We start from the raw sequence: 14418 nt of genomic DNA, 5'->3' as shown, positions 1-14418 counted from the left end.
GGCTCAGCGGCCGGTCCACTGCGGCGCCCGCTTCTCGATGAAGGCCCGCGGGCCTTCGCGGAAATCCTCGCTGGCCGCCACACGCTGGAAGGCCGCACGGGTCAGCGTGCGCAGCGCGGCCTCGTCGAGCTCGTTCGCCATGCGCGCCACGCGCAGGCTCTCGCGCACGGCCGTGGGCGCATTGCGCGTGATCTGGGCCGCCAGCGCCAGCGCCGCGTCGCGCAGCGCCGCGGCCGGCACCACCCGGTTGACCCAGCCCAGCTGCTGCGCGCGCTGCGCGTCGAGCTGGCCCGCGGTCAGGATCAGTTCCAGCGCGATGTTGGGCGGGATCGCGCGCGGCAGCCGGTACAGTCCGCCGGCCGCGGCGATCAGGCCGCGCAGCACTTCGGGCAGGCCGAAGGCCGCATGCTCGGCCGCCACCACCAGGTCGCAGGCCAGCGTGAGTTCGGTGCCGCCGGCCAACGCCTTGCCGTTGACGGCCGCGATCCAGGGCTTGCTGCGCTCGCGGTAGACGAAGCCCGCGAAACCGCCGCGCTCGGTGCTCAGCGCGCTGCCGCGGCCGGCCGAGACCTCCTTGAGGTCGGCGCCGGCGCAGAAGGCGTCCGGGCCCGCGCCGGTCAGCACCACGACCCAGGTGTCGTCGTCGGCCTCCGTCGCGTCGACCGCGGCCTCAAGGCCGGCCGCGACCGCGCCGTTGACGGCGTTGCGGGCCTCGGGCCGGTCGATGGTGACGACCGCGATGTGTCCGGGGAGTTTCTCGACGCGCACCGCGTCGTTGTTTTGTCCTGCGTTCATGCGAGGCTCCAGCGCAGGCTGTCGGTGCCTGCCGTGACGTGGCCGGTGCTGCCCACCGGGGATCGGTCCAGGTCGGCGAGCACCGCCAGCGCCGCTGCATCGTCGGGCTCGACGCGTGCCATCAGCCGTTCGCCGGCCGGCGTGCGCGCGATCACGATGCCGTGCGTGGGCAGGCCGTCGCGGCCGTAGAGGATGGTGAAGGTCTCGAGCGTGGCGCTGCCGCTGTAGCTTTCGACGAAAGGCGGCACCGGGCCGCGCCGCGCATCGGCCGCGGCCTGCACGCTGTAGTCGGCCGGGGGCAGGCCGTTCGGCGGCGGGCTCGAGCCCAGCACCAGCGCATGGTGCTTGGTCACGTACTCGCCCTGGCCGTAGAGCAGCGCGGTCTTGCCCGGCGCGCTGCGCAGCGCGCGCACCAGGCCCGCGGCCGCGTGCGTCATGTAGTCGTTGAGCGGCGCGCCGAAGAAGCTCAGGCCGCCGGTCGAGGTCATCTGCGCCTCGGGCGCCAGGCCCAAGGTGCGGCGCGCCATCTTGGGCACGATGGGGAAGCAGCTGTAGAGCTCGAGCATCTCGAAGGCCGACGCATCGCCGCCCACCTGCGCGAGCACGGTCTCCATCACCAGGTCCTGCGCATGCGAGCGGTGGAACTGGTCGCGCTGCAGGTAGTCGCGCGGCTCGCGTGCCGCGGCACCGTCCCACACGTAGACCCACTTCTCGGGCGCGATGCCCAGCGCGCGCGCATGGCCCACGCTGGTCAGCAGCACGCCCGCGCCCATGTTGACCACCGGGTTGGCCACCATGTGCTTGGTGTAGGGCCAGGCGATCAGCCGGTTGGCGGCGCTCGGCTCGGCCACCGCCTCGGCGCTGAAGCCCTGGCGCAGCCAGGCATGCGGATTCGCCGCCGCCACTTCCGAATAGCGCGACCACAACGCGGCCGATTCCTGCTGCGCCTCGCGCGGGGTCTGGCCCCAGTGCGCCAGCGCGGCGTTCTCGTAGAGCGGGTAGATCGTGATCGGCATCGCGGCGCCGTGCTTGACCGCCACCGGGTGGCACAGGTCGGTGCCGCGCACCAGCTTCACCGTGTCGTCCCTGGGCGTCCAGCCCAGGTCGATGCCGCGCTTGGCCGCGGCGTCGACGGTGTAGCGCGATTCGGCGCCGGTGATGGCCGCGACCCGGCTTTCGCCGCGCGCGATGCGCAGCGCGGCCTCGTGGATGAAGCGCACAGGCGACTCGCCGCCGGCCTCGCCGTACACGCGGCGCGCCGGCAGGTGGCCCAGCCGCTCGCCCAGCAGCGCGGTCGCGTCGGTGTAGGGCCAGGAGTATTCGCAGACGATGTCGAGCGAATCGATGTCGGCCAGCAGCGCGGCGCCGGCGTCCTCTTCGGCTGCGCGCAGCGCGCGGAGCATGAGCTCGATCGGCTCGAGCCCGGCCTCGGGCTCCTTGTTGCGGTGGGTGATCTCACCCACACCCACGATGATCGGGGTGCGGTCGTCGATGGCGGTCATGCGTCGTGTCTCCTGCGCGACCGGGCCCAATGCCGGTCTCTGCGGTCGATCATAGGAAGGGCCCGTGCGCCGGGGCATCGTCGAAAGGGACGATTGCCGCGGCGCCCTGCCCTTCCTAAGGTGCCTGTTCCACCGAGGACCCCAGAGGAGACAACCCCCGTGATACAGCCCCCCTTGTTCCGCATGCCCGGCATCGACGTTCCGCTGTTCGCCTTCACGCATCGCCGTGACGTGCCGGGCGCGGTGCGCAGGCAGGGGCGGACCGCATGAAGGCCTTGCAGACGGACCGGCTGGGGCCGCTCGAAGGCCTGACGCTGCGCGAGCTGCCGCGCCCCGAGCCCGCCCCCGGCGAACTGCGCATCCGTGTCGAGGCGAGTGCGATCTCGCACGCCGACCTGCTGCTGGCCCAGGGCCGCTACCAGCTGCAGCCGCCCGTGCCCTACATCCCGGGCAGCGAGTTCGCGGGCACGGTCGAGGCGATCGGCGACGGCACCGCGGGCGACTGGCAACTGGGCGAACGCGTCTGTGGCTCGGCCACGGCCGGCGGCGCCTGGGCCGAGGCCGTGTGCGTGCCGGCCGGTGCGGTGCAGCGCATCGGCGCGGCCGCGCCCTTCACCGAAGCGGCCGCGCTGGCCGTGCCCTACAGCACCATGTGGCACGCGCTGGTCGACCGCGGCGCGTTGCGGCCCGGCGAGACGGTGTTCGTGCTCGGCGCCGCGGGCAGCGTCGGCCTGGCCGCGGTGCAGCTCGCGCGCGCCTTCGGGGCCCGTGTGATCGCGGGCGGCTCGACGCCCGAGAAACGCGCGCTGGCACGCGCGGCCGGTGCCGACGCCACCATCGACACCTCGGCCATCGACTGGCGCAACGCACTCAAGGCGCTCACGCCATCCGGCGGCGTCGACGTCGTGGTCGACCCGGTCGGCGGCGCCTTCACCGAGCCCGCCTTCCGCTCGCTGGGCTGGGGCGGGCGCCACCTGGTGCTGGGCTTCGCGGCCGGCGGCATCGCGGCGCTGCCGGCGAACCTGCCGCTGCTCAAGGGCGCTGCGCTGGTGGGCGTGGACATCCGACAGTTCTCGCAGCGTGCGCCGGACCGAGCGGCGGCCAACCTGCGCGGCGTGATGGCACTGCATGCCCGCGGCGACCTGCGCCCGGCCATCGCGGGTGTGTGGGCGCTGTCGGACCACCGCGCGGCACTGGCGGCGATGCAGGGTGGCGACGCGGTGGGGCGCGTCGTATTGCGGCCGGACTGAGGCTTTTTCCAGTCACGTCATGTCCATCAGGAACATGGCGTGGCCGGCGGGCCAGACTCGAGGCCTCAGGCCTGCGTCGGATCGCGCTGCGCCTCGAGCCGCGCGACCCGCCGCAGGTGCCATGCGGCCGGGCCGAACTGCAATTCGATCAGCGTCGCGCGCCGGAAGTAATGGCCGATGGCCAGTTCCTCGGTCATGCCCATGCCGCCGTGCAGCTGCACCGCGCCCTGCCCCACGGCCCTGCAGGCGCGCGCGACCGCGACCTTGGCCGAGGACACGGCCCGCGCGCGTTCGTCGGCCGTGCCGTCCATCGCCTCGAGCACCGCCTGGGTCAGCGCCTCGGCCTGGGCCAGCGCCATGTGCATGTCGGCCAGCCGGTGCTGCAGCACCTGGAAGCTCGCGATGGCCACGCCGAACTGCTTGCGCTGGCGCACGTAGTCGAGCGTGTCGGCCAGCAGCCGGCGCATCACGCCCACGGCCTCGGCGCAGACCGCAAGCGTGGCCTCGTCGAGCGCCTGTTCGATCTGCGGCAGCGCCTCGCCCTCGCGGCCCAGCAGGGCCTCGGCCGGCACGCGCACGCGCTCGAGCCGCAACTCGGCCGCGCGGGTGCCGTCGCGCAGCGCGTAGGGCCGCAGCTGCACGCCGGGCGCATCGCGCTCGACCACGATCAGCGACAGGCCCTCGGCGTCGCCCGGCTCTCCGCTGCTGCGGGCCGACACGATCAGGTGCGTGGCCCAGGGCGCCGCGTGCACCACCGCCTTGTGGCCGTCGATCTCGTAGCCTTCGGCATCGCGCACCAGCCGCGTGCGCACCGCGGCGCGTTCGTCGCGGCCCTCGGGCTCGGCATGGGCGAAGGCCAGCACCGCGCGGCCCTCGACCGCGTCGGCCAGCAGCGCATCGCTGAACGCACCCGGCTGGCGCTGCAGCAGGCCCGCGCCGATCACGATGCTCGACAGGTAGGGCTCGCCCGCGAGCGCGCCGCCCAAGGCCCGCATCACGGCCAGGTGCACGGCCATGCCGCCGCCGAGGCCGCCCTGCGCCTCGGGCAGCGCCGCGCCCAGCAGGCCGAGCTCGCGCGCCAGGCCGGACCAGAAGGCCGGCGGCGCGTCGGTGGCCTCGGCCAGCGAACGCAGGCGTTGGTCGAGGTCGAAGCGCTCGCCGAGGTAGCGCGAGAGGCTATCGACCAGCATCGCGAGCGTGTGCTCGCGCTCGGCTTGAAGGGTGTCGGTGGTCATGCAGGTCAGCCGCGCAGCAGGTGCGCGGCGATGAGGTTGCGCTGGACTTCGTTGGAACCCGCGTAGATCGACGCGGCGCGGTCGTTGAGGTAGGCCGACATCGAGAACACGGCCTCCTCGGGCACGGGCAGCTCGCCCTGCAGGCTGTCGGCCAGCGGCAGGTTCACCGCGGCGTAGCGGCCGGCGATCTCGATGCCCAGTTCGGTCAGCCGCTGGCGCAGTTCGGAACCCAGCACCTTGCCCATCGAGGGCCGGATGCCCGGCGGCTCGCCCTGCACCTGCGCGCGCAGGGCCTGCAGCTCCAGCGCCTCGACCGCATCGATCGCGCAATCGGCCTCGGCCAGGCGCAGCGCCATGTCGCGTGCTTCGTCGGCGTCACTGTGCGGCCACGCCGCGCGCGCCGCCTCGCGCAGGCGCCGCAGCCGCGCGCGCAGCAGCGGCGCCCAGGCATGGCCGCGCTCGTGCGCGAGCAGGTATTTCGCGATGGCCCAACCCTGGTTCTCCTCGCCCAGCAAAGAGGACACCGGCACGCGCACGTCGTCGAAGAACACCTGGTTGAGCTCGTGGTCGCCCGAGATGCTGACGATGGGGCGCACCGTGATGCCCGGCAGGTCGAGGTCGAAGCACAGGAAGCTGATGCCCTGCTGCGCCTTGCCGCCGCTGGCGGTGCGCACCAGGCAGAACATGCGGTTGGACCAGTGGGCATGGGTGGTCCAGATCTTGGTGCCGTTGATCACGTAGTGCTCGCCGTCGCGCACCGCGCGGCACTGCAGCGACGCGAGGTCGGAACCCGCCTGCGGCTCGGAGTAGCCCTGGGCCCAGTAGTCGTCGCCATTGCGGATGCCCGGCAGCCAGCGCTGCTTCTGTGCCTCGGTGCCGAAGGCGATGATCACCGGCGCCACCATGCGCGTGCTGTTGGGCGCGAGCGGCGGTGCGTCGGCCTGCGCGAGCTCGCTCGCGAAGATGTAGTGCTGCATCGGCGTCCAGCCGGTGCCGCCATGTTCGACCGGCCAGCTGGGCACGCTCCAGCCGCGCTGCGCGAGGATGCGGTGCCAGCGGATGCCGTCGTCGTAGTCGCTGAAGATGCCGGAACAGCGCCGGCCCGCGGTGCGCAGTTCGGGCGTCAGGGCCTCGTCCAGGAAGTCGCGGACCTCCTGCCTGAACCCGGCCTCGGCCGCGTCGAGTTTCCAAGCCATCGCTCGCCTCTTTTCCCACTGGATCGAAGCGATGGAGTGTTCTGCGGCACGGCCGCGCGGACCATCGTCGGAAGCGACGAATGGAAGGCTGCCGGGTTCAGCCTGCGCGCGATCGCCACAGCGCCACGCCGACCAGCAGCAGCGCCACCGCCGCATAGGGCACGCCCGGGCCGAGGTCGTAGAGCAGCGCGCCGGCCAGCGGCCCGAGCACGATGCCCAGGCCCTGGGCCGCACCCACCGAACCGGCCGCCGCGCCCTGCGACTGCGCATCGACCGCGTTGGCCGCCAGCGCCGCGAAGGCCGGGAAGATGCAGCCCATGCCCGCGGCGGCGATGAAGAAGCACAGCGCCAGCATCACCGGCGTCGCGATCAGCGCGGTGGCGCCGAAGCCGCAGGCCGCGATCAGCGCGCCCACGCGGATCAGCCGCTGTGGCGGCCAGTCGAGCCGGCGCACCACCATCTGCGAGGCGATCAGGCCGATGCCCACCGCAGTCAGCGCGATGCCGGCGGCGCGGGCCGCCGGACCCGCGGCCAGCGCCAGCCGGTCGATGGCGAAGAAGCCCACCGTGATCTGCGAGATCGCGACGCAGAACATCGCGATGAAGGCCACCACCATCGGCCGCCGCAGCCGTGCGTCGTCCAGGCGCAGCGTCGACGCGCCCCGCGTGCCCTGGCGCCCGTGGCGCGGCAGCGCTTTCCAGAGCACCGCCAAGGCGAGCAGCGGCAGCACGGCCGTGACATAGAGCGGCAGGCTCAGGCTGCGCTGCGCCAGCAGCGCGGCCAGGGCCGGACCCAGCACCATGCCCACCGCATTGGCCGCGCCCAGCGAAGCCATCGCGCGCGCCCGGCCCGCGGGCGGCACATGGTCGGCGACCAGCGCCTGCCCGGTCGATGGAATCGCCGCATAGAAGGCGCCGATCGCGCCGCGCGTGAGCACCAGGCCCGCAAACACCAGCAGCGCCGCCGGCAGCAGCGCGATCGAGGCCACCAGCAGCGCGCACATGGCGGCGTAGCAGAGTGCGAAGCCGCCCACGCCGCAGAGCAGCACCGTGCGGCGGCCATGCCGGTCGCTGGCCGCACCCCAGCGCCGCGCCAGCAGCATCCACAGCACGCCGCCCACCGTCACGGCCGCACCGGCCTGCCAGGCCGGCATCCGCAGCAGCCGCGCGATCGGCCCCACAAGCGGGACGAAAGCCATCATCGCCATGGTGCAGAGCATGTTCGCGACCAGCAGCGGCTTGAGGTCGAAAGCAGAGGCCGGCGCCGCAGGCCGGGGCTCAATGGAAAGAATTTGTGTCATGCGGTCATATTAAATGAGAAGCGTTTGCATTTGAGATATGATCGCGGCATCGAAAGAAAAGCCGCTGCAAGCAGCCGCCGCCCTTTCCACCGCTTCAGTTTCATCGTGGGGCGACCCGGGACCCTCAAAAGTCTCCAAGGTCGTTTTTTGCTAGCCATCGGTTCTCCGGCCAGCCATGCATTTTTTCCACGTGCGCACACGGCACCCCTCGGCGCTTCAGTCCGATGGACTCGCCCTCCTCCGGCGCCTTCGCATGACCCAGCCCGTGATCCCCAGCCCTGCCGGCAGCAGGCCCGCGACCAGCGCCAGGGCCTGCCCCGACACGCCCAGGATCTTTCCGCCGTGCAGCGCCTCGAGCCAGCCCAGCACGCGCTGGATGCCCTCGCGCTGGCTGTCGTCGCGTTCCTTCAGCACACGGCCCGAGTAGGCGTCGACGAAGACCTCGACGGTCTGGCCGGCGCGCGGCCCGGTGCGTGGCACCAGGTCGATGCGAAACACGCCGCCTTCCTTGAACGGCGCCATGATCAGCCGCGTCTGGGCGTCACCATGGCCGGCCTGCGCGGCCGTCCAGGCCTGGCGCAGCGTCAGGCGCGGGCCGGTGGCGTCGCCCTCGGAGCGGTAGCCGAAGCTCGGGTCCAGCACGGTCTCGAACTGCAGCGCCAGGCCGCTGGCCAGCAGGATGCCCAGCACCAGCGCGCCCACCGCCCCGATGCGGCGGTGCCAGCGCGCGGGCGCCGAATCGACGATGGCCGCCGGCGCCTTGCCGCGCAACGCGCGCCTGCGGTGCAGCAGCGTGCGCAGTCCGGCCCACAGCAGGAGCAGCAGGAAACAGGCCGAGACGATCTGCAGCAGCTTGCCCACCGCGCCCAGCGTGAGGCTGGTGTGCAGCGCATAGAGCAGGCCGATCAGGTCGCGCCGGTCCAGCGACCAAGCGCCGTAAGGCATGACGGCCAGCGCCTCGCCCGTGCCCGGGTGAAGGCGCGCCAGCCAGTAGCGCCGCTCGCTGGGGATCAGCGGATCGGGCGTGGGCCAGAAGCCGGTGGTGAGCCGGCCGGCTTCGTCGATCTGCGTCACGCCGATGCCGACCGCGCCCGGGTGCTGGCGCTCCAGCGCATCCGCCATCTCGACCAGCGGCACGCGCTGCGCCGCGGGCACCGTGAGCTGGGGGTTGAGCCAGTCGTCGAGCGGATCGGACAGCACCAGCAGGCTGCCGCTCAGGCCCTGCACGATGAAGAAGGCGCCGAACACGCAGGCCAGCCAGCGGTGCAGCGCACGCCAGCGGTAGCCCCGGTGGCGCACCGGGGCCGCCTCAGAAGCGCGCATGGACGCGGACGCCGGCCGTGCGCCCTCGGCCGACCTGGTAGAGCGTGCCATAGGGCGCGCCGGCCTCGAAGGCATAGAGCGCGTAGGTCCTGTCGGCCGCGTTATCGAGGTAGAAATCGGCCGACAGGTTCTTGTTCAGCTGCAACGACACGCCGAGGTCGAGCAAGGCGTAGCCCTTCTGGCTGATCGTGTCGGCCTCGTTGAAATAGCTCTTGCCCACATAGCTCAGGCCGATGCGCGGCACCAGGCGCGCGCCGCCCGACAGCGGCACCACGTACTCGGCCACCAGGTTGGCCGTGGCCGTCGGCGCGTAGGGCACCTTGTGGCCCGTCAGGTCCACGCCGGGATTGGCCGGGTTGCGGTAGCGGCTGAAGGCGCTGTCGTTGACGGCCACGCCGGCCCTGAGGTACAGGCTGCGCGTGGCCTGCCACTGGGCGTCGAGGCTCGCGCCCTTGGTTTCGACCTGCCCCACGTTCTGCAGGTACTGGCCCTGCACCGGCCCGACCGACAGCTGGTAGTCGCTGGTGCGCGTGAAGTAGGCCGCGCCCGAAAGCTCGAGCCGGTCGTCGAGCAGCTTCGACTTGAAGCCGAACTCGAGGTTGCGCGCGTTCTGCGGCGCGTAGGTGAAGCCGATGTTCTGCGGCGTGACAGCGCGCGTGAAGCCGCCGGCCTTGAAGCCGGTGCTGTACAGCCCATAGACCGCGAGCGCATCGGCCACCCGGTAGTTCAGGCCCAGCTTGGGCGAGGTGGCATCGAACTTCTTCTCGCCGCCGAGCGCCAGCGCGCCGAAGGCGGTGTCGGCCTTGGCGCGCTCCTGCTCGAAGCGCAGGCCGAAGACCGCATCGAGCCGCTCGCTGGCGTGCCAGCTCAGTTCGCCGAAGGCCGCGTAGGAACGGATGTTCTGCTGCGAGCGCAGCGTGGCGGCCGGCACCTCGCGGCTGAAGTCCAGGTCCTGGAAGTACAGGCCCGCGACATAGTCGAAGGCCTTGTGCGCGCCGGCCTTCGAGGCCAGCCGGAACTCCTGGCTCAGGGTCTTCTGCGTCTCGGGCGTGTACGAACCGAAGATGGTCCGGTCGAAGCGGCGGTCCTGGTGGCCGGTCAGCGAGCTCAGGGTCGCGGCGCCGAAGTCGTAGGCCACGTACAGCCCAAGGCTGTCGGTCCTGAGCCGGTAGTGCGAGGGCGCGGGCAGCGCCATGCGCCGCTTCAGGTCGGGGCCGAGCACGTAGTACTCCTCGTCGGAGCGCAGGCTGTCGCGCGCGGCCGTGAGCATCACGTCGAGCGGGCCGCCGGTCGGGGCGTAGCGCAGGCGCAGGCGCCCGTTCACGTCCTCGCCGTCGCCCAACCGCGCGCCGCTCACCATGTCGTGCATCTCGCCGCGTTCCTTCCGCGTGCCCACCGCCACGTCGGCATACAGCGTGTCGGCCACCAGCGGCGTGTTGAGCAGCAGCTGCGCGCCGCGGCCGTGCGCATTCAGGTCGCCCGCGGCCTCGAAGCGCAGCTGGTTGTCCGGCTTGCGCGTGACGATGCTCACGATGCCGCCCACCGCGCCGCGGCCGTAGAGCGTGCCCTGCGGTCCGTAGAGCACCTCGACCTGCTCCAGCGCCTGCGGCAGCAGCTGCGCGAACAGCGCCTGGTCCTGCGGCAGGCCGTCGACGTAGAGCTGCGCCGTGGGGTTGTAGAAATCGACCGAGGACTGCCCTCGGATCGTGACGTTCGAATAGGCGCGGCTGGAGCGCTTGCGGATGTTCACGTCGGTGAACACGCGGTCGATCTGGTCCACGCTCTGCAGGCCGCGCGGCCCGAAGTCCTCGGCCGTGGCGGTGGCCACCGCGCCCGCGATCTCCGACGCCTTCTGCTCGCGCTTGGTGGCCGTCACGGTGACGGTGGGCAGCGCGGCGGCCTCCTGCCCCGGCGGCACGGTCTGCTCCTGGGCCACGGCCTGGCCGGCGACCAAAGCCATGCCGGCCCAGTACGGTGTCAACTTCATTCCTGTTCCCTCTTCTTGCGGTTTCTCGAAGCGTCGAAGGTAGAAGCAGGCGCCCCGGCGCAAGAACAGCATCGGGCCGGGAAAGACAGCATCCGTCATTAGAATGAGAAGTATTCCCAACTGAACACGGTGCCCGCGCCATGCCCCTGCCGCCGAAACCGCGCCTGGTCATTCCTCACCACGCCCGGCAAAGCCAGGCCGTGACCGGCGCCACCTGGGGCACCTCCGACGATGCGGTGCGCATCGGCATCGTCGACCGCCATGCCGAGCGCGACATCCGCATGCCCTCGGCCGCGGTGGCGCCGCACCTGTCGCTGGTGCTGCTGGCCGAGGGCCAGGGCCACTTCCTGATGGGCGACAGCACGCGCCCCTGCGAATTCCTCGCGGGCCACTGCTTCCTCAGCTGCGGCTGGGCGCCCTTCGACGGCGAGGACTTCATCCCGGCCTCCTCGCGCTTCCGTGCGGTGCTGCTGCACTACCCGCTGGCGCTGCGCGAGGTGCTGGGCCGGGCCACGCCGGTGTCGCAGCACGATTGCGAAGTCCACGCCCATCCGCGCGCCAGGGCCTGGCTCGCGCGGCTGCCGATGGCGCCCTGGATGGCGGCATTCGCGCAACGGCTGATCGCGGCGGGCCTGCCCACCGAGCCGCTGGCCCTGCTCGAGCTGCAGTGCCATGCCTTGCGTGCCCTGCACGGGGTGGCGTCACGCCTGAGCCCGTCGACGCGCGAGCTGTTCTTCGCCGACCCGCAGCCCGAACCCGCGACCGCGACCGCGGCCCCCACGCCCTCGTTCAGCGGCCGCGACCGCCGGCGTTTGCTCGAGGCGCGGCGCCACATCGAGGCCCATCTGGCCGAGCCGCTCACGGTCTCGGCCATTGCCACCGCCTGCGGCCTGAGCGAGACCGCGCTCAAGAAGGGTTTTCGCGCGCTGTTCGGGCGCAGCGTCTACGAACACGTGCTGCAGGCACGCTGCGGCCGGGCCGCCGACCTGCTGCGCGACAGCCCGCTCACGGTGCGGCAGGTGGCCGAGCACTGCGGCTTTTCCAGCGCCAGCCACCTCGCCAAGCACTTCGCCCAGCGCTTCTCGGCCACCCCGCTGCGCTACCGAAGCCTGCACAGCTGAGATGATCGGGGCCCCATGATCATTCGACCCCGCCTCCATTGGCTGCGCATGTTGTTTGTCTGGCGCGGCTCCGTGCTGCGCGACATCGCACCGCAGCTGCTCGCCACCACGGCCTTCGCCATCCTCGTCACCGTGCTCCACGGGCGCCTGTTCCAGTGGAAGATCCCGCTGACCTTCGTGCCCTTCTCGCTGATCGGCCTGACCCTGGCCATCTTCCTGGGTTTTCGCAACGGCACCAGCTACGCGCGCTACTGGGAGGCGCGCACGCTCTGGGGCAGCGTGCTCAACAACACCCGCACCCTGCTGCGCCAGGCGCTCACGCTGGCCGACGCGCCGGCTGAAGTGCTGCCCCTGGCCGCGCGGCTGATCGCCTTCGTGCATGCGCTGCGCCACCAGCTGCGCCGCACCGATCCCGCGGCCGATTTCGAGCGCCTGCTGACGCCGGAAGACCGCGCGCGGCTGAAGCCGGTGCTGTACAAGCCCTCGATGCTGCTGCTGATGGCCGGCGAATGGCTGCGCGACCGGCGGCAGGCGGGCGACATCGCCCCCGCCATCGTGCCGGCCATGGACGCGCCGCTGAGCCACCTCAACGAGGCGCTGGGCGGCTGCGAGCGCATCGCGAGCACGCCGATCCCCTTCACCTACTCGGTGATCATCCACCGCACGATCTACCTCTACTGCGTGCTGCTGCCCTTCGGCTTGGTCGACTCGATCGGGCCGACCACGCCGGTGATCGTGGCCTTCATCGCCTACACCTTCTTCGCGCTCGAGGCCCTGGGCGCGGAGATCGAGGAGCCCTTCGGCACGGCCGCCAACGACCTCGCGCTCGATGCGATGTCGGCCGGCATCGAGTCGACGCTGCGCGAGATGATGGGCGAGCCCCAGCAGGCGCCGAGGCTCGATCCCGACGTGTACATCCTGACCTAGCCGAAGGTGAAGGCGAAGGCCTCGGCCCCCGGGTCCAGGAATTCGATGTCGAAGCGGTGCTCGGCCACGCCGCCCTTCTGCCGCACCAGCTGGTAGAGGCGCTGGCCGGTCACCACGCCCTGGCCCTGGGCGTCGACGTCCATGCCCTGGTCGGCGCCCGGCGGCTTGCCGTCGATGAGCACCCGGAAGCGCACCGGCTTGCCGTCCGCGCCCGGCCCCAGCACCAGGTGCAGGTCGCGCGCATGGAACTGGTAGCTGATGCGCCCGCCGCTGCGGGCCAGCACGGCGCTCTGGGCGCCCACGCGCCAGTCGCCAGCCAGCGCCCACTGGTTGAGCAGCAGCGTGGCCGGGCCGGCGTAGCGGTGCGGCTGGTTCTTCGCGAAGCCGCCGGTGGAGACGAAATGCTCGGCGCGCTGGTAGCCCACATAGGTCTCGGGCGACTGGACGTTGGCGCCGTCGGCCGCGGCCTGGGCCCCGCTGGCCTCGACCTTCACCAGGTCGCCCGGCACCCGGCCCCGGCCGGCTTCGGCCAGCAGCTGCTGGATGACCTGCTCCGACTTGTCGTACTCGCCTTCGCCGTAGTGGTGGTAGCGGATGTTGCCCTTGGCGTCGATGAAGTAATGGGCGGGCCAGTACTGGTTCTTGAACGCACGCCAGACCGTGAAGTCGTTGTCGATGGCCACGGGGTAGTCGATCTGCAGGTCCTGCACCGCCTTGCGGACGTTGCCGACGTCCTTCTCGAAGGCGAATTCCGGCGCGTGCACGCCGATCACGACCAAGCCCTGGTCCTGGTACTTCTGCGCCCAGGCACGCACATAGGGCAGCGCGCGCAGGCAGTTGATGCAGGAGTAGGTCCAGAAATCGACCAGCACCACTTTCCCGCGGAGTTGCTCCGTGGCCAGCGGCTCGGAATTGAGCCACTGCACCGCGCCGGCCAGTGGGGGCATGGCGCCTTCGATGGGCAGGTCGACAGCGCCGGCCCTCGTCGGCGCATCGTTCGCCGCCACCATGGCGGGCGCGCCCTTCGGCCCCGCGCCCGCCCGGTCGACCAATGCCTGCTCGACCCTGGCCGTGCTCGACAGCGACAGCTGCGCCAGCACGCCGGTGTCCAGCCCCAACGCGATCGCGGCCACGCCGCACAGCAGGGCCGCGCCGATGCCGCGGCGGATCCACTCGCCCGCGCCGAGCGAGCGCTTCATCGCCTGGAACACCCGCCCGCCGATCAGCAGCGCCGCGGCCAGCGAGGTCGCCGCGCCGGCCGAATAGGCCAGCAGCAGCAGCGAGGTCTGCGCGCTCGCGCCGTTGAGCGCCGCGCCGGTCAGCACCAGGCCCAGGATCGGGCCCGCGCAGGGCGCCCACAGCAGCCCGGTCGCCACGCCCAGCAGCAGCGAAGGCACGAGCGACGAGGCGCCGCGTCCGGAGGCGACCCCCGTGGCCGAGGCCGACAGGCGCGCCCCCCAGGCGACCAGCGGCCGCGTGGCGTGCTCCGACAGCCGGGGAAACAGCAGCATCAGGCCGAACACCGCCATCAGCACCAGCGCCGCCCAGCGGCCGTACTGGTTGGCCTGCACGGCCCAGCCGCCACCGACCGCGGCCAGCGAAGCCACCGCCGCGAAAGTCAGCGCCATGCCGGCCAGCAGCGGCAGCCCGCTGCGCAGGAAGGGCTGCTCACCGCGTGCGAAGACGAAGGGCAGCACCGGCAGGATGCAGGGGCTGAGGATGGTCAGCACACCGCCCAGGTAGGCGACGAGGAAGAGCAGCATGGCGGTGCGGCCTTGGCGG

General features: G+C 72.0%; 11 protein-coding genes. 3 read left to right on the top strand and 8 right to left on the bottom strand.

Features of this window, described 5'->3' with window-relative positions; all coding sequences use genetic code 11:
* Positions 1 to 3: 3 nt before the first annotated feature.
* Together QTI20_RS06970 and QTI20_RS06965 are read right to left on the bottom strand one after the other, a co-directional pair.
* Positions 4 to 795 (bottom strand): enoyl-CoA hydratase-related protein, encoded by a 792-nt coding sequence (locus tag QTI20_RS06970; RefSeq protein WP_286548962.1) that lies wholly within the window; start codon positions 793 to 795, stop codon positions 4 to 6.
* On the bottom strand, positions 792 to 2297 hold the full coding sequence (locus QTI20_RS06965; RefSeq protein WP_286548967.1) for an acetyl-CoA acetyltransferase: 1506 nt from the start codon (positions 2295 to 2297) through the stop codon (positions 792 to 794). Before QTI20_RS06965 ends, QTI20_RS06970 begins: the two co-directional genes overlap by 4 nt.
* A 266-nt stretch (positions 2298 to 2563) precedes the next feature.
* On the opposite strand from QTI20_RS06965, the gene QTI20_RS06960 reads away from it, so the two are divergent.
* Positions 2564 to 3547, top strand: a complete 984-nt coding sequence (locus tag QTI20_RS06960) for an NADPH:quinone oxidoreductase family protein (protein WP_286548969.1) — start codon at positions 2564 to 2566, stop codon at positions 3545 to 3547.
* Positions 3548 to 3612: 65 nt separating this feature from the next.
* Here the strand turns inward: QTI20_RS06960 and QTI20_RS06955 are convergent, their stop codons facing one another.
* The 5 genes from QTI20_RS06955 to QTI20_RS06935 all read right to left on the bottom strand — a co-directional run bounded on the left by QTI20_RS06955 (position 3613) and on the right by QTI20_RS06935 (position 10588).
* Positions 3613 to 4782: an acyl-CoA dehydrogenase family protein gene (locus QTI20_RS06955; RefSeq protein WP_286548971.1), complete on the bottom strand. Its 1170-nt coding sequence runs from the start codon at positions 4780 to 4782 to the stop codon at positions 3613 to 3615.
* Positions 4783 to 4787: 5 nt separating this feature from the next.
* A complete protein-coding gene (locus tag QTI20_RS06950) occupies positions 4788 to 5978 on the bottom strand; it encodes an acyl-CoA dehydrogenase family protein (protein ID WP_286548976.1) in 1191 nt (396 codons plus the stop codon).
* Positions 5979 to 6075: 97 nt separating this feature from the next.
* Entirely contained in the window at positions 6076 to 7278 is a 1203-nt protein-coding gene (locus QTI20_RS06945) for an MFS transporter (RefSeq protein WP_286548978.1), read from the bottom strand.
* Between the two features lie 216 nt (positions 7279 to 7494).
* On the bottom strand, positions 7495 to 8601 hold the full coding sequence (locus QTI20_RS06940) for a PepSY-associated TM helix domain-containing protein (RefSeq protein WP_286548980.1): 1107 nt from the start codon (positions 8599 to 8601) through the stop codon (positions 7495 to 7497).
* Positions 8588 to 10588 (bottom strand): TonB-dependent receptor, encoded by a 2001-nt coding sequence (locus QTI20_RS06935; RefSeq protein WP_286548982.1) that lies wholly within the window; start codon positions 10586 to 10588, stop codon positions 8588 to 8590. The genes QTI20_RS06940 and QTI20_RS06935 overlap by 14 nt, the downstream gene beginning before the upstream one ends.
* A 140-nt stretch (positions 10589 to 10728) precedes the next feature.
* Here QTI20_RS06935 and QTI20_RS06930 point away from each other — a divergent pair, with 140 nt between their 5' ends.
* Together QTI20_RS06930 and QTI20_RS06925 are read left to right on the top strand one after the other, a co-directional pair.
* Positions 10729 to 11709, top strand: coding sequence for an AraC family transcriptional regulator (locus QTI20_RS06930; RefSeq protein WP_286548985.1), 981 nt, complete (start codon positions 10729 to 10731; stop codon positions 11707 to 11709).
* Positions 11710 to 11724: 15 nt separating this feature from the next.
* On the top strand, positions 11725 to 12636 hold the full coding sequence (locus QTI20_RS06925) for a bestrophin family protein (protein WP_286548989.1): 912 nt from the start codon (positions 11725 to 11727) through the stop codon (positions 12634 to 12636).
* Here the strand turns inward: QTI20_RS06925 and QTI20_RS06920 are convergent.
* The gene (locus tag QTI20_RS06920) at positions 12633 to 14399 is read right to left on the bottom strand and encodes a cytochrome c biogenesis protein DipZ (protein WP_286548990.1); all 1767 of its coding nucleotides are present in this window, start codon (positions 14397 to 14399) and stop codon (positions 12633 to 12635) included. The genes QTI20_RS06925 and QTI20_RS06920 overlap by 4 nt on opposite strands.
* Positions 14400 to 14418: the final 19 nt, after the last annotated feature.

Origin of the sequence: Variovorax sp. J2P1-31, from assembly GCF_030317215.1 — a bacterium.
Taxonomy (GTDB): Bacteria; Pseudomonadota; Gammaproteobacteria; order Burkholderiales; family Burkholderiaceae_C; genus Variovorax.
Note: the sequence above shows the minus strand (reverse complement) of the source record. Positions and strands in the feature narration are given on the sequence as shown.

What these genes read in the sequence shown, in the direction of transcription:
- QTI20_RS06970 (WP_286548962.1), bottom strand. Translation starts at nt 795, where the DNA reads ATGAACGCAGGACAAAACAACGACGCGGTGCGCGTCGAGAAACTCCCC.
- QTI20_RS06965 (WP_286548967.1), bottom strand. Translation starts at nt 2,297, where the DNA reads ATGACCGCCATCGACGACCGCACCCCGATCATCGTGGGTGTGGGTGAG.
- QTI20_RS06960 (WP_286548969.1), top strand. Translation starts at nt 2,564, where the DNA reads ATGAAGGCCTTGCAGACGGACCGGCTGGGGCCGCTCGAAGGCCTGACG.
- QTI20_RS06955 (WP_286548971.1), bottom strand. Translation starts at nt 4,782, where the DNA reads ATGACCACCGACACCCTTCAAGCCGAGCGCGAGCACACGCTCGCGATG.
- QTI20_RS06950 (WP_286548976.1), bottom strand. Translation starts at nt 5,978, where the DNA reads ATGGCTTGGAAACTCGACGCGGCCGAGGCCGGGTTCAGGCAGGAGGTC.
- QTI20_RS06945 (WP_286548978.1), bottom strand. Translation starts at nt 7,278, where the DNA reads ATGACACAAATTCTTTCCATTGAGCCCCGGCCTGCGGCGCCGGCCTCT.
- QTI20_RS06940 (WP_286548980.1), bottom strand. Translation starts at nt 8,601, where the DNA reads ATGCGCGCTTCTGAGGCGGCCCCGGTGCGCCACCGGGGCTACCGCTGG.
- QTI20_RS06935 (WP_286548982.1), bottom strand. Translation starts at nt 10,588, where the DNA reads ATGAAGTTGACACCGTACTGGGCCGGCATGGCTTTGGTCGCCGGCCAG.
- QTI20_RS06930 (WP_286548985.1), top strand. Translation starts at nt 10,729, where the DNA reads ATGCCCCTGCCGCCGAAACCGCGCCTGGTCATTCCTCACCACGCCCGG.
- QTI20_RS06925 (WP_286548989.1), top strand. Translation starts at nt 11,725, where the DNA reads ATGATCATTCGACCCCGCCTCCATTGGCTGCGCATGTTGTTTGTCTGG.
- QTI20_RS06920 (WP_286548990.1), bottom strand. Translation starts at nt 14,399, where the DNA reads ATGCTGCTCTTCCTCGTCGCCTACCTGGGCGGTGTGCTGACCATCCTC.